Annotated in this window: 19 protein-coding genes; 8 read left to right on the top strand and 11 right to left on the bottom strand. The window is 40.4% G+C overall.

Annotated features, from left to right (window positions below; all coding sequences use genetic code 11):
* Positions 1-64: 64 nt before the first annotated feature.
* The gene (locus MZHIL_RS02005; RefSeq protein WP_013897705.1) at positions 65-1315 is read right to left on the bottom strand and encodes a BatD family protein; all 1251 of its coding nucleotides are present in this window, start codon (positions 1313-1315) and stop codon (positions 65-67) included.
* A gap of 94 nt (positions 1316-1409) precedes the next feature.
* Positions 1410-2243 (bottom strand): carboxylating nicotinate-nucleotide diphosphorylase, encoded by an 834-nt coding sequence (gene nadC / locus MZHIL_RS02000; protein WP_013897704.1) that lies wholly within the window; start codon positions 2241-2243, stop codon positions 1410-1412.
* A 153-nt stretch (positions 2244-2396) separates the two neighbouring features.
* Between nadC and MZHIL_RS01995 the strand changes: the two genes are divergently transcribed.
* The 3 genes from MZHIL_RS01995 to MZHIL_RS01985 all read left to right on the top strand — a co-directional run bounded on the left by MZHIL_RS01995 (position 2397) and on the right by MZHIL_RS01985 (position 5193).
* Positions 2397-3212 (top strand): aspartate dehydrogenase, encoded by an 816-nt coding sequence (locus MZHIL_RS01995; protein ID WP_013897703.1) that lies wholly within the window; start codon positions 2397-2399, stop codon positions 3210-3212.
* A 175-nt stretch (positions 3213-3387) separates the two neighbouring features.
* The gene (gene nadA / locus MZHIL_RS01990) at positions 3388-4320 is read left to right on the top strand and encodes a quinolinate synthase NadA (RefSeq protein ID WP_013897702.1); all 933 of its coding nucleotides are present in this window, start codon (positions 3388-3390) and stop codon (positions 4318-4320) included.
* Positions 4321-5193, top strand: coding sequence for a geranylgeranylglycerol-phosphate geranylgeranyltransferase (locus MZHIL_RS01985; protein WP_013897701.1), 873 nt, complete (start codon positions 4321-4323; stop codon positions 5191-5193).
* A gap of 4 nt (positions 5194-5197) precedes the next feature.
* Here the strand turns inward: MZHIL_RS01985 and MZHIL_RS01980 are convergent, their stop codons facing one another.
* The 5 genes from MZHIL_RS01980 to MZHIL_RS01960 form a co-directional block, all read right to left on the bottom strand.
* Positions 5198-6412, bottom strand: coding sequence for a methionine adenosyltransferase (locus MZHIL_RS01980; RefSeq protein WP_013897700.1), 1215 nt, complete (start codon positions 6410-6412; stop codon positions 5198-5200).
* Positions 6413-6600: 188 nt separating this feature from the next.
* The gene (locus tag MZHIL_RS01975) at positions 6601-7332 is read right to left on the bottom strand and encodes an RNA ligase partner protein (RefSeq protein ID WP_013897699.1); all 732 of its coding nucleotides are present in this window, start codon (positions 7330-7332) and stop codon (positions 6601-6603) included.
* A 290-nt stretch (positions 7333-7622) separates the two neighbouring features.
* On the bottom strand, positions 7623-9857 hold the full coding sequence (locus tag MZHIL_RS01970) for a CDC48 family AAA ATPase (protein WP_013897698.1): 2235 nt from the start codon (positions 9855-9857) through the stop codon (positions 7623-7625).
* Positions 9858-9863: 6 nt separating this feature from the next.
* The gene (locus MZHIL_RS01965; protein WP_013897697.1) at positions 9864-10541 is read right to left on the bottom strand and encodes an ArsR/SmtB family transcription factor; all 678 of its coding nucleotides are present in this window, start codon (positions 10539-10541) and stop codon (positions 9864-9866) included.
* Between the two features lie 314 nt (positions 10542-10855).
* Positions 10856-11563: a (5-formylfuran-3-yl)methyl phosphate synthase gene (locus MZHIL_RS01960; RefSeq protein ID WP_013897696.1), complete on the bottom strand. Its 708-nt coding sequence runs from the start codon at positions 11561-11563 to the stop codon at positions 10856-10858.
* Positions 11564-11595: 32 nt separating this feature from the next.
* Here MZHIL_RS01960 and MZHIL_RS01955 point away from each other — a divergent pair, with 32 nt between their 5' ends.
* Positions 11596-12327: a HisA/HisF-related TIM barrel protein gene (locus tag MZHIL_RS01955; protein ID WP_342626832.1), complete on the top strand. Its 732-nt coding sequence runs from the start codon at positions 11596-11598 to the stop codon at positions 12325-12327.
* Between the two features lie 31 nt (positions 12328-12358).
* The gene (locus MZHIL_RS01950) at positions 12359-12583 is read left to right on the top strand and encodes a hypothetical protein (protein ID WP_157209613.1); all 225 of its coding nucleotides are present in this window, start codon (positions 12359-12361) and stop codon (positions 12581-12583) included.
* Between the two features lie 7 nt (positions 12584-12590).
* Here the strand turns inward: MZHIL_RS01950 and tmk are convergent, their stop codons facing one another.
* Positions 12591-13196 carry a dTMP kinase gene (tmk, locus tag MZHIL_RS01945; protein ID WP_013897693.1) on the bottom strand — a complete coding sequence of 202 codons (606 nt, stop codon included), beginning with the start codon at positions 13194-13196 and terminating at the stop codon, positions 12591-12593.
* A 109-nt stretch (positions 13197-13305) separates the two neighbouring features.
* Here tmk and MZHIL_RS01940 point away from each other — a divergent pair, with 109 nt between their 5' ends.
* Positions 13306-14007, top strand: a complete 702-nt coding sequence (locus MZHIL_RS01940) for a DUF166 domain-containing protein (RefSeq protein WP_013897692.1) — start codon at positions 13306-13308, stop codon at positions 14005-14007.
* A gap of 29 nt (positions 14008-14036) precedes the next feature.
* On the opposite strand, the gene MZHIL_RS01935 is transcribed toward MZHIL_RS01940, so the two are convergent.
* Both MZHIL_RS01935 and trxA read right to left on the bottom strand, forming a co-directional pair.
* The gene (locus MZHIL_RS01935; RefSeq protein WP_013897691.1) at positions 14037-15467 is read right to left on the bottom strand and encodes a methanogenesis marker 14 protein; all 1431 of its coding nucleotides are present in this window, start codon (positions 15465-15467) and stop codon (positions 14037-14039) included.
* A gap of 10 nt (positions 15468-15477) precedes the next feature.
* A complete protein-coding gene (gene trxA, locus MZHIL_RS01930; protein ID WP_013897690.1) occupies positions 15478-15873 on the bottom strand; it encodes a thioredoxin in 396 nt (131 codons plus the stop codon).
* A gap of 203 nt (positions 15874-16076) precedes the next feature.
* Here trxA and MZHIL_RS01925 point away from each other — a divergent pair, with 203 nt between their 5' ends.
* Positions 16077-17102, top strand: a complete 1026-nt coding sequence (locus MZHIL_RS01925; protein WP_013897689.1) for a restriction endonuclease — start codon at positions 16077-16079, stop codon at positions 17100-17102.
* 43 nt (positions 17103-17145) lie between these two features.
* Here the strand turns inward: MZHIL_RS01925 and MZHIL_RS01920 are convergent, their stop codons facing one another.
* The gene (locus tag MZHIL_RS01920) at positions 17146-18123 is read right to left on the bottom strand and encodes a radical SAM protein (protein ID WP_013897688.1); all 978 of its coding nucleotides are present in this window, start codon (positions 18121-18123) and stop codon (positions 17146-17148) included.
* Positions 18124-18379: 256 nt separating this feature from the next.
* Here MZHIL_RS01920 and gatC point away from each other — a divergent pair, with 256 nt between their 5' ends.
* A complete protein-coding gene (gene gatC, locus MZHIL_RS01915) occupies positions 18380-18661 on the top strand; it encodes an Asp-tRNA(Asn)/Glu-tRNA(Gln) amidotransferase subunit GatC (RefSeq protein ID WP_013897687.1) in 282 nt (93 codons plus the stop codon).
* The last annotated feature ends 7 nt before the right edge of the window (positions 18662-18668 follow it).

The following is an 18668-nucleotide window of genomic DNA, read 5'->3' as shown; positions in this document are numbered from 1 at the left end:
AAAATATCATTAATTATATAATTAGACAAATTGATTATTTTCAATCTTGGTGTTAACTTTCAGGTCAGAACTTATATTGTTTTTGCCTGTGTATTATCCATGCTCCTACTGCACCAAATATCAATAGAGGAACAATGTACACATAAACAGGCAGTTCCAGCAGAAAATCATATTTTGCCTCAACAACATTTATGTTATCCACTGTTGCTTCTTTAGAAGTATCAGATGTTGAAATACCATCATCATATTCATAAAACAATTTTGCTCCAATACTATATGTTCCTGTCACCTTTGGCCTGACTGAATATGTTATTTCTTTTTCCTGCTGCTGACCAAAGGATTCTATGTATATTCTGGGATTTCCACGGATAACCTCTACCTCATCATCACCACCGACAAATTCTATATCATCCGGCAGTTCAATATCCACACGAAGACCCTGAGCAGCAGTATTTCCTTCATTCTTGAGGTTGATTACCATGTTTATCCGGGAATTGCGTTCAACATTTCTGCTTTCAGCTGAATGGGAAATGGTAACATCTGCTTCCTGTAATGATCCTTCCACGGTTATAACTGGAGTATTTGATTCCGCATCAAATCTCTTATTGGCCTTATTATAAAATGTAGCTTCCGTTGGGTTGAGTGTAAAAGTACCAGGTTCTGTCGGTTTTAGTTCATAGATCATGATAGTTTTGGATTCGCCGGTACCTATAGACATTGGGCCCCGATCATCAAGAATTGTATCACCCAGTGCAAAGCTTCTCTTTGGTGAATCTGAGAAGCGTACATCCAGGGCCTCATCATCACCTACATTTTTAGCTTTCACTGTGATCCTGACTGATTCACCTACATTTACTGTCTCAGCACCTACCTCTTTAGTTATTTCAAGCTCGGGTGCGCCTACAAAATCAGGATCATCGCCATAAGGGACCTTTTTAGTAGTATGGAGATCTCGTACGCTATAACCTGATATAGAAATAGCAATCGTAGCACGATCAAGAAGGCCACTGCTGGAATCCACTTTGACCAGTTCTACTTCCACTTCGCCGCCATCCTCAAAATCAAAGGTGAATGATTCATTCACAGAAAGCATTGAACTTTTAATTTTATCCTCACGTTCATACACATCAAATGAGGCCGTTTGGCCTGATGCGGTAATAAGACGAGCATCTATCAGATAGTTATTAATCTGATATGCGTCTCCCTGAACAAGTGTAACTTCATCTACTTGAGCACCTAAAGCCATTCCATTAAGCAGCAGCATGATAAGTACTGCAGATATTAGTAAGGTAAATTTTTTTTGCGACTGTATCATGTTCATCAGCTGTTATTTGAGCAATTAACAGGTTATCCTTTATTATAAAACTATTGCAAATAAAATACACAAATACATAAAGCTTATGGTGACATCAGATAGTGTCGGTTAGAATCTCAAGACTTACATCAATCCATCCTGCATCGTATACAAGCGAGCCCATTGAAATAACATCAACCCCTGTTTTTGCATATTCTTCAAGGTTTCCCTGATGTATCCCACCTGATGCTTCTATGATCACACTGTCACGAAGACCTTTTCTTTTTAGTGTTTGCAGTGTACGAATAATCAATCCCGGATCCATGTTGTCCAGCATAATAATATCAGCACCCAATTCTACAGCTGTAACGGCATCCTGTTCAGACTCAACCTCAACTTCTACTTTCTGAACAAAACTGGAATGCTTTCTGGCAGCAACAATAGCTTCTTCAAGACCCATCAGTTTGATGTGGTTATCCTTTATCATAACCATATCTGATAAACTGAATCTGTGCGGGTCACCACCACCGGCAACAACCGCAGCCTTTTCGAACCTGCGAATCCCGGGGACTGTTTTTCTTGTACATGCAATCTTTGCAGATGATATGTTCTCTATACGAGATACACAGCTACGGGTCATTGTTGCAATACCGCTCAGGTGTCCAAGGAAATTCAGAATAATTCTCTCTGCACACAGTATTGAAGCAGCTTCGGAATACAGTCTGAATATGGTCTCACCTGAGCCAACATTATCTCCATCTGTAAAAGAAGAACTGTACTCTATACCAAAATAATCAAAAATAGACTTAACTTCTTCAACTCCTGCAATTGTACAATCCTGTTTTGTAAAAATGACAGCATTAACCTTCTTTGAAGGTACAATTGAAGAAGCTATATCAAGATATACCTGATCCTCTTCAACGAATTTTTCAATTTCACCAGTAAGCATTAAAAATCACCACAGACCATTTATGTATTAAATGATTAATAGATTATGACATATTCACTGAAATAACATTGTACCATTTATCCGGGTATTAATTTTAAACAATAAAGGTTTCAAATATATAATCATATTTTTATTGAGCAGGTGTCCAAAAAAATGTTGAAAATAGGTATTGTAGGTTGTGGTGCCATTGGATCTCAGATCTGCAAAAGCATCGACGCAGATAGTGATGATATACAGATATATGCAGTTTACGATCACAATATAGACTTTGTCTATGCTCTCAAAGAAAAACTAAAACACATGAAACCCGAATTTCTCACAATTGAAGAAATGGTCGAACATGTAGACCTTGTAGTAGAATCTGCATCTCAAAAATCTGTGAGTAAGATAATCCCGCCAGCTTTGAAGGCTGGATGTGATGTAATGATTATGAGTATCGGTGCCCTTGCAGATTCTGATTTCAGGGAGTACATATATGGACTTGCCAGAAATTATAATTGCAGAATATATCTTCCCTCCGGATCAATAACAGGTATTGACGGACTCAAGTCAGCAATGTCAGGAGAAATATATTCAGTTACACTTACCACAAAAAAACCACCTTCAGGACTTACCGGTGCCCCCTACATTCTAGAAAATGAAATTGATCTGGAGAGTATTGAATCTGAAACACTGATCTTTGAAGGAAATGCAGCAAAAGCTGTTGAATCATTTCCTGCAAATGTAAATGTTGCTGCAACACTGAGTATAGCAGGTATCGGATTTGAAAGAACCACAGTCCGGATAGTTGCAGATCCTCATATCAGTAGAAATATACACGAAATTGAAGTTGAGGGTGAATTTGGAAAGTTCATCACTAGAACTGAAAATATACCGTCTCCAACAAATCCAAAAACAAGTTATCTCGCATCTCTGTCTGCTATTGCAACACTTAAAAAAATAGTAAGCCCACTGCAAATAGGAACCTGAACCTGCTCAGGTAAAAACCTGATTAAAAATTGAAGGAAAAGCAACCTGATCCAGACAAAATAGCTAATTAACATGAATTACTATAAGATATCTTAATAAATATTACCATATATCAGGTAGATCAAATCCACTAAATATATAAGTAATTATAAATATTCCCGTGCAGTGATTATATATGCAAGACAGGCAATCCATTATTGAGAAGATCAATAAGCTGAAAAAAGAGCGCAATGCTGTTATCCTTTCCCATAATTATCAGAGAAAGGAGATCCAGGATATTGCAGATTTTTTAGGTGATTCTCTGGGACTTAGCAGAGAAGCTGTAAACCAGGATGCAGATGTCATTGTTTTTTGTGGCGTTGACTTTATGGCTGAAAGTGCTGCAATACTGAGTCCTGAAAAAACCGTACTTTTGCCCGAAATGGAAGCGGAATGTCCTATGGCAGCAATGGTGGATGTTGATTCCCTTAGAAAGGAGAAGGCCAAATATCCAGATGCAGCCGTTGTGTGCTATGTTAACTCATCAGCCGCAATCAAAGCTGAATGTGACATATGCTGTACATCATCTAATGCAGTGGATGTCGTAAATTCACTTGAAAAAGATGAAATACTTTTCATCCCGGACAAGAACCTGGCAAAATATGTATCATTTCATACTGATAAAAAGATTATACCATGGCAGGGATACTGCCCAACACATCACCAGATCCTTGTAGGGGACCTTCTTCTAATGAAAGAAGAACACCCTGAAGCTGAGATCCTGGCACACCCTGAATGCCGTGCAGATGTCCTGGAAGTCGCAGATAAGGTTCTTAGTACCACAGGTATAACAGAATACGTGAAGAAATCCAATTCAAAAGAGTTTATTGTTGCTACTGAAACTGGAATACTCCACAGACTTGAGAAAGAAAATCCTGACAAAAGGTTCTACGCAGGTTCTGAATATGCAGTATGTCCGAATATGAAGATGACAACACTTCAGGGAGTCCTGAACTCACTTGAAAAAATGGAGCACGTCATAACAGTTCCTGAAGACATACGAATTAAAGCAAAAAGGGCGCTGGACAGAATGCTTGAAGTAGGCCGCAGTGACATCAAGGAACAATAAATGAAAAAAACAATAAATGTACTCCTTCCATATCTTCAGCTCATAAGATACAGAAATTGCCTTATGGCTGCCATTGGAACTCTTATTGGAGTATTTATTGCATATAACATACTTCCGACTACATCAATCACCTATTCAGCAGAAATATTGATTATTAAAGCACTACTGGCTTTTGTTTCAGTCTTTTTTATTACAGGTGCAGGCAACTCCATAAACGATTATTTTGATGTGGATATTGATGCAATCAACCGTCCATCACGCCCGATTCCGGCAGGCAAGGTAACCGAACAAAATGCATTGTATTTTTCAACTGCCCTGTTTATTGCAGGCATGGTTGCAGCTTTCAGTGTTAATTATATATGTGCTGTTATTGCAGGCATTAACGTTCTGGTCCTTATATACTATGCCAGATCACTCAAAAGAAAGGCGCTGGTTGGGAACATAAGTATCGGATACCTCACAGGATCTATTTTTCTCTTCGGTGGAAGTGTATTCGGTATGGAAGGACTGATGATGCTCTCAATACTCTTCCTGCTTGCAGCTCTTGCAACCATGGCCAGAGAGATTGTAAAAGATATAGAAGATATTGAAGGAGACCGTTTAAGTGGAGCTTCAACTCTCCCGATAAAAATTGGAGTTAAGAGATCGGTCTATACAGCTTCATTTATAGTAGCTGTAGCTCTTGTTGCAAGCCCACTGCCGTACATAATATCAATCCTTGGCACTGGATACTTATATGCAGTGGCTATTGCAGATCTTCTATTTATTCTGGCAATCATTGAAGTTGGTCTTAGAGACAATGCAGCCAGATCATCCAGATTATTTAAAGCAGGTATGGTTTTTGCACTTATTGCTTTCATTGCAGGTGCATGAGAAGTTAGCAGACCGGGTATTTTCCTTCGGCAAGGTCTTGGGTAAACGTCTCTATGTTCTCAAGTTCTGAGTCAATAATCTCTTTTACATCTTCACCAACTGAATCAACTGATCCCTGACTCATGCGTATCTGGGCTGCAGCTATCTGAGGTATATCCACAGCAGCACCGATCTCACTCAGCATCCACACATATACTTCCTCAACATCCGCAACGTCCTGATATATCCTGTCAGCCACAACATGGGTTAGTACATTGTAAATTTTACCCACATGACTGACAGGATTCTTACCGGCTGCTGCTTCACTGCTCACTGGACGATTCAGAGGAATAATACCATTTACCCTGTTGCCTCGGCCAACCTGCCCGCAGTCTGCATCTTCAGCTGAAGTACCGGTAACTGTTGTATATATCCCCCCAAGTCCACGACCAGGCATATCCAGAGTATTAAATGAAACTGAAGGAGTAACAGGTTGATAATTCTCCTGTGCATAATTGTTCACAAACTCATTCATAATATCCAGAAGTTCATCTTTCATCCTGAAGTATTCAGATTCAGATGATACAAATCGATCCACCAGTGGCATGGCAACAGTCAGATGAATATTTTCACCCTGACGTACGCCCATAACCTTCACATCTTCTCCAGATTCAGGATAATCTTTTTTAAATTTCTCTGAATTGAGATATCTTTCGGTATCAAACACCATCCTTTCCGTGAGAGTTAGAGGAGCATAACCAACAGCTGCGGAGGTGTCATTTGCAGGCAATATTCGGGCACCTCGTCTGAAAATATCAGTAAGTTCAGCAGAGCCCTCCTTCAACTCCACCTGATATTCAATAATCGATGGATCCACAAATCGAAGATTATCCAGAAACCATTTCTTTGATGTACTGATTGCAATGTGTTCCACATCAATTTCGGTATCATCTGCCTGAAATGTCGCCCGATCTCCGAATATGATCCTCATGGGATCATTTATCTCACCACCGCCCAGTCTGCCAGAAACACTGCCTGCCACAAGCATCCCCTTATCAATATTGTGATGCATGATATGGCCAAACTTATCAATATATTCCCTGCAAAGTTCTACAGAAACCTGGTTCATTATGGAATCACATATGTAATCCGGATGTCCAAGACCCTTCCTTTCCACGACCTCTACATTCTGCTCACTAACAAGAGGAGCTCTGATACTTTCAACATTTATATTTCTCAAATTTATCCCCCATCACTAACTCATTAAAAATCTCAACAACCTTCAGTTGAGATGATCAACAATCTCAATCAAACGATCTGTATCTGTTATCTACAGACAAGTTCCTTATACAATACATTGTATTGAACTGTATATTCATTAATTTTTTCAATATCCATATTGATAGAAAGACAATGAAAGAATATGGATCAATCCCTGGATTTTGTTATCTGATCAAATATGTCTCCCTCACCCCTGTAGGCAAGAGAGGATGTTTGCTTTAAATATTCTTTTAACATCATCGGAAATGTTTTAGCCGGGACAAAGCGCACCCCTAACTCTTCAGCCCATTTCTGTATTCCAAAATCATTTGCAACTACTGCAGCATCAATTTCCTTGGCAAGAAGAAGTACATCGATATCCGGAGCACTGTCAAGAATACCATATCTTAAAGCTGCACGGTATTTGTTCCTGAATTTACCGACTGTTTTGCCGATAACTTCCCTTTCTATATTATCCTCAATGTCTTTCTTGCTATTTGCAGAAGATGTCAGAAACAGACATTCTGTTGCAGCCTCCCATATAGCATCCTCTGCCACACCCATGCCTTTATTGATCCTGGCCCGCATAAATGCCACATATTCATGGAATACCCTCGCAGGAATCTTAACTTCATATCTGTCAGGAGTTTTTTTTACAAGCCATGTATCGATCTTTGCAGTCACATCCAGGTCACAGCCATTATTTCGGGCAAATTCCTGTAATTCATCATATACCGATGGAAAAGGGATATAGCAGCTGATTCCAAGCTGCAGCCTGGACTCGGCTACAAGATCAAGTATACCCTTAATTCCCTCGCAAAGCTGAGAATGACCAATTGATTCCCTTACCTGCTGATCTGTCAGTGCCGTAGTATCCAGAACAAAACGCTGTCTTAGCATGGAATAATCACTTTCTGTTGACATATATTTAATGTGTTTCCAAAATAAATAACTGCCTGAATTTTCCCTGAATGAGACAATTGCAATTTCAGAACATGATGTATCTGCATATTACAATAAAACATTTTTGCCCCTCAAGTTTTAAAAGTCTCTCTATCGGAAGCATGCTCAGCTATTTATCAGAACTCAGATAAGTAAAAAAAGATGCAGGAAAATTCTATTCACAGAATAATGAACCTGCATCATTCTGCAATAGTTGCGTATCATCCTGCTTAAAATATATATACAGTTTATTCCTTAGAGGATCCCTCATCGGGTTCAACGCCCTCTTCTTCTTCCTCATCTGCCAGATACCTGGCAAATGATTCAATACTCTGATCATAATCTCTTCCTGACTCTGAAGATGATGCAGGCCTGATTCGAGATATGGCTCTCTTGAAATGTGATTTATTCACAACTATTTTTTCCAGATTCTGCTTCATATCAGCTTTGCTCATATCTGGTTTTATGAAATCTCTCAGTGCAAGCATTGTAGCTTCCCTGCAGATAGATTCAATATCAGCTCCTACATAATCTTCGGTCATACCAGCGAGTTCTGAAATGTCCACATCATCTGAAAGAGGTTTTCCTTTAAGATGAATGGAGAATATTTTCTCACGGCTCTTTTTGTCAGGAGACCTTACATAGATCAACCTGTCAAACCTGCCTGGACGAAGCAGTGCAGGGTCCACGATATCAGGCCTGTTGGTAGCTGCAACGATCACCACATCCTTCAGCTCTTCAACACCATCCAGTTCCGTCAGTATCTGACTGACAACACGTTCACTTACGTGAGAATCTGAACTCATTCCCCTGCGGGGAGCAATGGAATCGACCTCATCAAAGAATACCACTGTTGGAGCGGATTGTTTTGCTTTTCTGAAGGTCTCACGCACAGCTCGCTCTGATTCACCAACATATTTGCTCAAAAGTTCAGGACCCTTTATACTAATGAAGTTGGCCTCACTTTCACTTGCCACTGCCTTTGCAAGCAGAGTTTTGCCCGTACCAGGCGGTCCAAAGAGCATGATACCTCTTGGAGGTTTGGTGTTGACAGCCTCGAACAGCTCAGGATATTTCAGGGGCCATTCAACTGCCTCCCTAAGTTCCTGTTTAGCTTTATCCAGACCACCGATGTCATTCCAGTCAATATGAGGTACTTCCACAAACACCTCTCTCATAGCTGAAGGCTCAATGTTTTTCAATGCTTCTTCAAAGTCTGATTTTTTGACCTCCAGTTTGTCCATGACTTCCTGGGGAATATCTTCCTCGATCTTGATCTCAGGAAGGATCCGTCTTAGTGCATGCATTGCTGCTTCCTTGGCAAGTGATGAAATATCTGCACCCACAAATCCATGGGTGACATCTGCAATATCTCCCAGATTGAGATCCTTCTCAAGAGGCATTCCTCTGGTGTGCACATAGAGTATCTGCAATCTTCCGTTTCGATCAGGAATTCCAATCTCGATCTCCCGGTCAAATCTGCCTCCACGTCTGAGAGCCTCATCTATTGAATTTGGACGGTTGGTGGCTGCAATTACAATTACTTCACCTCTTGTTTTCAGACCATCCATCAATGACAGGAGCTGTGCCACGACCCTTCGTTCAACTTCACCAGTAACCTCTTCACGTTTTGGTGCAATGGAATCGATTTCGTCAATGAATATGATAGTAGGTGCATCGCGTTCTGCTTCCTCGAACACTTCCCTTAATTTCTGCTCACTTTCACCATAGTACTTGGACATGATTTCCGGTCCACTGAGAGATACAAAATTCGCATCCGTTTCAGAAGCCACTGCTTTTGCGATCATGGTCTTACCAGTTCCCGGTGGTCCGTACAGAAGGACACCCTTTGGGGGTTCAATGCCAAGTTTCTGGAAAAGTTCAGGGTGCCGCAGGGGAAGTTCGATCATCTCCCTTACAAGACCTATTTCCCTCTTTAAGCCTCCAATGTCCTCATATGATATCTGTCCGGTCTTAACCACTTCTTCAGCCGGTTTTTCCTTAAGTATAACTTCAGTATTTCTTGTAACTATTACAGGTCCTGAAGGATTGGTAGATACCACCACAAAAGTCAGAGGATTGTTAACTGCCTCAATTCTGATCTTCTGGCCTCGGGATATGGGCCTGCCTTCAATTATGCGATGGATATAACGCGCACCGCCTACTATGCGTATTGGCTGAAGAGGAGCAAGGGTTACTCGTTTTGCTTCTCTGGCATCTATCTTTTTTATTGCCACCTTGTCATCAATTCCAACCCGGAGGTTATTCCTGATATTTCCATCTATCCTGATAATGTTCTTCCCAACGTCATCCAGATAGCCGGGCATTACCCGGGCATAGCTTTTCTCCTTACCTATAATTTCAATTACATCTCCACTCACAAGGCCCTGTCTCTGCATCAGATCAGGGTCAATCTTTGCAATACCCCTTCCAACATCACGATGATAGGCCTCAGCAACTCGTACAAATGTGTCTGCTGTCATGATCATTCACCTCTTTTGCTTATTTATTGTCCAGTATTTGTGACCATTAACGATTGTAAATTCAATGAGTCTCCTCCTGTGAAGAGAAGACAGATATGCGTTAACAATGGCCGGATCTATCCCCAGGTTGTATGAAAGCGATGCAAGATCACAGTCATCTGCCAGCAGTTCATGCAAAATTCTGGCCTCAAGGGGATCTTTAGTATTATGTTCAATAATTTCATCACAGGCATCCATTATTCTATTGATCTCTGCTCTAAGTTCATGCTGTCTGGCCACAATATCTCGTATTTCTCCTTTTATATCCTGGATCTTCTCATTCATCTCCAGAATGTCAGAAACGAAATCATTTGCTCTTTCATGTTTAGCGTGAACATGGCCTCTGGGATCGTTTGCCTGTGAAATGGAGAAGGTCTGTATTGATGCAACATATGAATTGGGAGACAGGGAGATATCCAGATATACATTATTGCTGATACTGAAATATTTGCGTCTATTGGAATCGATATGGCACCGGACCAATCCAGCATCCTCCAGCATGCTCAGATGGCTGATTATTGCCTTTGGACCAACTTCCAGCTTTTTAGAGATTTCACTCACATAATATGGACGGTTTGAAAGGATCTGAAGTATCTTTCTTCTATTTTCATTGCCAAGTATATCCAGAATGATAGATGCATCCATCAAAGCCCCCCGTCAAATACAATCATTGCTCTGCATCAAATTGTTTACCTTTCACCATTGAGAACCATATTATCTCATGGTTACTAACCATAAGTTAGTATTAAACTTATTTAAATATAACGCTTATTTAAATGCTACAACCCACAGATACAATTATATGCCCTTTAAAAATATAAAGTACTCCGGTAAAAAGTGTCATACCATGTACTTTGATATCCGGTCTATAAAAATTAGAAAAAGTAGAGATAAAATTGGATAGGGTGCATAAAAATCTCAGAAGCCGTATCTATCTATCTATCTATCTATCTATCTATCTATAGATCATACATCTTCTGCCTGAGTTGCTTGACAAGCTCTTCCTGGATGCAGCTATTTCGGTCACCACCGCATACCATTCCCCTTACCCCTATTATATCAGGAGCGATCCTGCCAATAATTGGAAGATCATCAAATTTGAGTGTACCTGCTATTGCACATTCCAGACCAGATCTTTGAGCCAGGTGTGTGAATTTTTTAAGTTCTTCTTCTGACATAAAATCAAAAGTTGATTTTCCATCTTTTATAGCAGTATCTACCATAACAACATCAACCCCACATCGTGATGCTATTTCCGGAAGAAGGAAAGGTGCGATTGAATTTACACGGCTGTAATCTGAATATCCGGAAGCAACAACCTTTTTTGTGGGATCATAGTCCTTAACAGACCTTGTAATATTGCTCAGCATATCAAGTGCCTGCTCCTCTGTCTGAATATCATAAAGACCTACTTTGATGTATTCAGAACCTGCAACCGCAGCACCCAGTGCAGCAAGGGAAGCGGTTCCTGGTTTATAATTGAAATCTCCAATCGTCGCACTTACCGGTTTTAAGGAACCTACTGCCTCTTTAACAGACCGTATCACCCAGGGAAAATTGGCACCAAGTGATCCTTCTTTGGGATTTTTAACATCAATGATATCAGCACCGCCGTTTGCAGCACTGATGGCTTCCTGCGGATTGATTGGACTTATAAGTAGTTTCATCGGGCTACCCTCTTTTTATATATCATGAAATAATGTATCCATTAAATATGTTTCGAGTTTTACTTGTACTGGATATATTTAATAATTGTGTAGTCCACGCAGTCAGGGGTCAGCGGGACAAATATATGCCTATCAGTAACTTCAGCAGTGTATGCACCACATCAGACCCTGTAGAAATCGTTGAACACCTCATGCCTGATGAAGTATATATTGCAGATCTTAACAGGTTACAGAATAAAGGCAGGCAAGATGCAAATTCAGCCGCTATCAAAGAAATATCCCAAAAAGCAGATACATTACTTGATTATGCAATCACGTCTATGGATGAAGTTGCAGATGCAATGAAACTGGCAGATACTGCGGTCCTTGGTACAGAAACTGCCACCTTTAAGACAATTGTGGAAGCTGCATCAGAATTTCCGAAACAGATAAGTGTAAGTATTGACATGATAAATGGAAAAGTACTCAAGCGTGATTCCGGTATATCCCAAAACCCACTGGATATTATAAAAGAACTTAATGATCTGGATATCCGTGATATAATATTCCTGGATCTTGATCGGGTAGGTACTTCATCCGGTGTGGATACTGAACTTATAGGTAAAATGGCATCTCTCTCCAGTCATAAGATGCTGCATGGAGGTGGAGTCAGGAACTGTGAAGATATTAAGAACATATCTGAAGCAGGATTTTCTGGAGCACTGGTATCAACGGCTATACACAGCGGATCAATACCCCTATCTGTTCTGTATCAGAATAGGTGAGGATAGATCAGGACTGCAAATGGTGATAAATATGGAAAATGATGATAAAAATGACACAAAATATGCAGAAATCAAAATGGGTGCCGGCTGGTTTTTGACCATAAGCCTTACCTCAAGTGAGAGATATGAAAAAGAATACGTTGAGATTGCAAAGGAAAGAGGAGGACAGAAACGCAGTCGTTTTAATCTCAATCCAAAATATGTAAGAGAGCTTGGAGAGGAACTCATCAGGTTTGCAGATAAGAATAAGTTGTAAATTGGCATTATTTTTGCAGTAAAGGGCTTATTATCAGAGATATTTTTTCTGCAACCTCTCTTGCAGAACCTGAACTATCCACTACAATAAATCTATCAGGATCCTGTTCTGCAAGCCTTAAATAATTCGAACGCACGCCCTGGAGAAATTCAAGTTTCTCGAACTTTGTCTGTTCACCTCTGTCACCACATCTTTTGACAGCAATTGCAGGATCAATATCCAAAAGAATTGTAAGATCGGGTATAATGGTCCAATCTTTTCGAAGATCCTGAGCCCATTTTACAGGATCATCAAACATTCCTGCAAGTGTCATTCCCTGGTATGCGTAGGTACTGTCAGAATATCTGTCAGATATTACACATATACCATTGTTTACTGCTGGACGTATGACCTTTGATATGTGCTGTGCATGATCTGCAGTAAAGAGAAACAGCTCTGCAAGATGATCCGTATCTGAATGAATAGCAGTCTCAACGGTTCTACCAAGCCAGCTATCAGTAGGCTCCCTTGTAAAAACTACATCTTCCATAACCCCAGATGACCTGAGCAATGAAACAATGGTAGATTTGCCTGCACCATCAATACCCTCGAACGTGATCAGTTTTCCTCTCATAAAAATACTTCCGGGTAAAACAATTCAGATTTCAATAATCTTTCTCTGTTATTATTACCTGAATCCGCGTATAATATATAAGTTCGTATATCTATATCTTTAGTGCATAATGACAGTTATCGGAATCATTACACGTGGAAAATACGGCAAACGCCTTGTAAAAACTCTAAGATCGAAAACCGACCTGAAGTCAATCGTAGCTCAGTTACCTGAAAATGCCCCTCAGTTAATAGACGAGCCACTTCAGTTTCTTGAAAAGGCAGGATTTGATTATGAAGTCTTTGACGCAGATATTATAATCACCTACTCGCTTCATCCGGACCTCACCTCAGCAATAGCAAATCTGGCTGCAAAAAATGGAGTCAAAGCCCTTATAATCCCAGGCGGAAGATCACAGGCACCTGTGCAGGAACTTCAGAAGATATCCAGAGAATCAGGAATTTATATTGAGAATGATGAAATATGCTGTACACTCAAAGAAAATGCTTTTACCTCTGATTTTACCTCAAAGCTTGGAACCCCTGAACTTAAAATCAGCATATGCGAGGATAAAGTATCCCGGGTACAGGTGATAAGAGGTGCTCCATGTGGAAGCACATGGTACATGGCAGATAAGCTGAAAGGAGTCAATGTGAAGGAAGCACCTTCGATGGCAGGACTTCTGGTTCAGCAGTACCCATGCAGGGCAGTAAGAGGAACACATGGTGGAATACATGAATCTGCAGAAGTCCATAAAAGAGCTGTTGAAATGGCCCTTCTTGACGAATGCAATCTACAGAAAGATTTTCAGGAAAATGTCAACAATGAATGAAACCAGTACTTAGGTGCAGTATCAATACTTCAGCGACTCTGGAGTTTCATGCGTTCACCCATTATGCATTTACCTCCACTCAAACCTCCAAGGGGATTGAAGGGAGTGCCAAGTGAGTTCATGCATCGGGCCATTACCGCAGCTCCTCTTGCAAGGCCATCATCCACAAATACAACATGCTGATCAATATCAGACCGGATGTTCAGATTCTCCAGATACTGGAGCATAATTGAAGGCTTGTTGCCGGTTATTGCAGCCCTTCCTGTTATGCCAATAGATATGTTCTCGGGTACAAGACCATTATCCATTGCTACCTGAACCAGTTTACATGCGATCCTGGCCATTACATCATCAATTACAGCAAATAATATTTCCATACTTTCATTGCTATATATCTCAGATCCAATCTCAGATAGTTTATCAATTCCAGATCCATTTTCTCCCACATCACATCCAATAAGCAAAACTCCCATTTCCTCTGCAGCTGCAGGATTCACAGGTACAGTTCCATATCTGTTTACAGTTTCAGGAACTACTTCAATTGAAATTTGCTCCATAATACGGGCTGAGTATTCCTTTATAGTACCTTTTTTGAGTTTCATTTTCAGCCATCCCGCAGTCTTGCCGTTGAACACATCAAGAACGGTACCCAGATATACATCAACCAGGCCTGTACCTTTGATCAAGGCATCTGGTATGGCACCTGCAAGTCCACAGTAGTTCCCAACTGTCTTTGCGTAGGGATGATCTGAGTTCGTAATCCTTCCGTCCAGAGTTGTACCAAAGTCCATTGAAATGCATGGATTTCTGAAATCAACATCTGTCCACTTAGCTCCCTCTTTGATTCCTGCAGTCGCCAGTTCGCCTTCCATTTCATTAGCAACAATTTCTACACCTGTCGATCCAACAGGTGGTATAACACTTGCTACAGCTCCATCAAAAACCACCTTCTCCATTTTGCTATGCTCCCTGAACCTGGCAGGAAGATTATTAACAGACATTGCAGGAGTCATTCTTGAAGGTGGGATCCCTGCCATTAAACACCCGTCTGCCAGTGCCTTTATAAATTCACCAACCTCTTCAGGCATATCAAACCCCGCAACAACACCTGTTGAACGAACCACAAAATGTATATCGGTTCTTATATCCATATTAGCCCTGTTAACGGCTCCCAGCAGGGTATCCCTTACAAGTTCTGCTATAGACTGCCGGGTAAGTTCAACTCCTGTCAGAGTCTTTCCAAAAACCCTTTCTCCTGGAAGGGGATTCCTTACATCTCTTGTCATCCTTATACAGCGGGTTACAATATATGTCTTACCGGTTTCCATATTTGTAGCTGTCAGTATGCATTTGGTAGTTGTATTTCCCACCTCAACTGAGGCAACTATGTAATACGGTTTTGACTTGATCTCAAGCAGTCCTATTCTGGGACTTTTTACTATGCGAGGTTTGTGTGACATTCTTACTTCCTCATTGTATCAGAGGCTCAAGTCTGTTTATAATAGTCCTTTCTGGTACCGCACCTACAATTCGGTCAACAAGTTCCCCCTCCCGGAATACAAGAAGAGTGGGAATACTTGTAATCCCGAACTTAATTGATGTTGATCTGTTATGGTCAGTATTAAGCTTTGAAAATGCTACTCTTCCCATGTATTTTTCTGCAAGTCTGTCAATCACGGGAGATAATACCTTACAGGGACCACACCACTGAGCCCAGCAATCCACAACAGCGATTCTGTTGTTCATAATAAAGTCATCTATATCTGAATCAGTAACATTTACGGGTCCAGGCCCGGGGTCTTCCTGTTGCAGAGATTTCTTGAGCTTCTCAAGTTTTTCATTCCTGATTTTTTCCAGTTCATCCACACAAATCACCTGATCAGCATACGATCAAATAGAGATCATATTTCTACATCTACCACTACTTAAAGCTCACTTATTCCAATTCATTTATTACTTTACCTATTTAATCAATTGGGGAACAAAATCTTCATACATGTGCTTTAATATATCTTTGGATAAAGGCCATCTGATAAAATATCCACCATTTTGTTTCCGGATGCATAATTATGACTACATGGAAAATTGATAGATTGCTGAACATGGATCCTATTGAATTTGAGCATCTGGTTGCCTCTATGTTCTCTCAGGCAGGATACAGGGCAGAGGTTACCCAGAGTTCCCGGGATAGAGGTATTGATATTGGGCTGAGCATCGAAAAATATGGCATATCCCATCAATGGGCAGTTCAGGCAAAAAGATACAGAGAGCCTGTAGGCGTAAAGGAGATCAGAGAATATTCAAGCCTTAGATACCGGGATAATACTGATGGAGTCATCATTGTCACTACCTCTGCATTTACAAAGGATGCACAGACTGAAGCATCAAAACATAGTGTTAAGCTTATTGACGGTGGGTTACTGATAAAAATGCTCGACCATTATCTATCAGATGTAAAACCAGAACCTGAAATATCAGAAAATGCAGCAGCACTTACTGAAACACACAGCAAGTCCACTGAGACTATACTCAAAAGCAACGAAAAGAAAATACTTGCCGAACATGTGATAATAGATGGACAGAGATATACGATAACCCTCACCAATAAAAATATCTTTATCAGGCATCATTCCGGCGGAATTTTCTCAAAAAGAACGCAACTTTCCAGTCATATATGTATAAAGGATGTCATTGGAATATACCATAATTTAAGAAACGTATTCATAGTTATAGGTTCTGACAGAATAGAAGTAATTTGCCTCAAATCCAGAAATTCCTCCCGCATTGCAGATACAATAAAGAGCCTGGATACCAGTCATAGCAGAGGAGAGCATCTGCTCAAATTTGAAAAACTGGATGACAGATATCTTATTATGACAAATAGAAGATTAGTTTTGATCAACTTTTCCGGTCAGAACAGAAAAGAGATTAAAATAAAAAATATCGTAGGATCCCAGATAGAATCCAGGGGCCTGTTCAGAAAAAAAAGACTGGTAGTTTCCGAATCATCAAATGGAATTGAAAGACATACATTAAAGACCAATAATCCACATCAATGGCATCAAATCATCAGAGAAACCGTGAGCTCATTCTGAATGCAATATAATATCAAATATAATATCGGCTTTAACCAGAGAATCAATCAAGGTCAATATGCGGATTCATGTCACAGCCTGTACATGGAAGGCACATTGTTCGGGAAATATCCGCACGCAGACCATGATAATCAAGTATTTCCCGCAATTTGCGGGTAAGGAACAGGATTCTTTTACTGTCCGGACGATCCACATAAACTTCACCAGCTCTTAGTGGATGCAATCCTGCAACTCTCAATATTGGTATCACGCCAAGGGAAGCAAGTTTACGTATCCCGGAAATAACCGAGTCGTCAGATTCTCCCAGACCTATAATAAAGTTTGAGAAAACTCTGTTCTTTCCAAAGAGTTCGACGGCCTCTTCCAGTTTATTCAGTGTATAATCAAGGTCCTGGTCAGGACATACCTCTGAATAGAGATCACAGTCCATTGTTTCCACATTGTACTTTATCTCACTCGCACCTGCCTGCTTCAGAATGCGCGAAGACTCCTCTGTTGGGTAGACAGATACTCCTATTGGAACTTCATACTTTCTTGATTCACGTACTATCCTGGCAACTCTTTCAACCTCCCCTTCGGGGCTATCATAGATCCCTGAAGTAATGGATATTGAATCCAGATTCCCTGTGGAGTATGCCATTTCCAGAATGCTCATTACCTCTTCAAATGTCTTTACACGTCCCCCAAGCTTTGGCACAGGACAGAATTTACAGTCGAAGATACATTTTTCGCTTACAGTAATATACGCCTGCCGGGGGCAGTGTACAAGTTCGTGTTCAAGATGGCCTCTGGCAATCTCCCTATCATTTCGGTAAATTGTGATCCCTTCACCTATGGCCACGGCTTTTAGAGGAGAATCATGGTTTACAGAAAGACGTACTCTGCGGTTTCCTGATCTGAAAAAAAATGCCTTCTTTCCGGCACCTGGTCCAGCTGTTGGTATAGATATATCACCAAGGGCCGATTCATCAATATCAACAGACCCTATGGATATTAGTTCTGCTTTCACTTCAGATTTCATCTTGTTGCGAGTTCCTTCAATTTGATTAAATAGTTTATGTGTTGATTTCTATACAAATGTATTTTACATGGATATACTTTGATGTTTTGGATTAGGCAATGTCAGGACGCATATAATCCCTTCGGTCACAAAAAAGCAATGATCTACCTGATGATAGGTACAACAATATTACGCCAACATATTAATATTAAGTGTTTATTGTTGTATTCATAAGATCAAGAGAAGTAAATAAGTCCATTTATCTGAGGAACCTGAAATGATTACAGAAGAAGAGGTTGAACACGTCGGGTGGCTTGCGCGTATTGAAGTTGACCGCTCAAAGAGTAAAGAATATGCAGAACAGCTAAATTCAGTGCTGGATTATTTCAAGCAGCTTGATGAAGTTGATACAGAAGATGTAGAGCCTACATATCATATAGAAGATCTGGTGAATGTATTGAGGCCAGACACTGTTGTCGAATCCTTAACCCAGGAGGAGGCCCTCCAGAACACAGAGCATAAGAAGGACGGGTATTTCAGGGCTCCAGGTATAATGTGAGGTAAAA

Origin of the sequence: Methanosalsum zhilinae DSM 4017 (assembly GCF_000217995.1) — an archaeon.
Lineage (GTDB): Archaea > Halobacteriota > Methanosarcinia > Methanosarcinales > Methanosarcinaceae > Methanosalsum > Methanosalsum zhilinae.
This window is presented reverse-complemented; position numbering and strand designations above follow the sequence as displayed.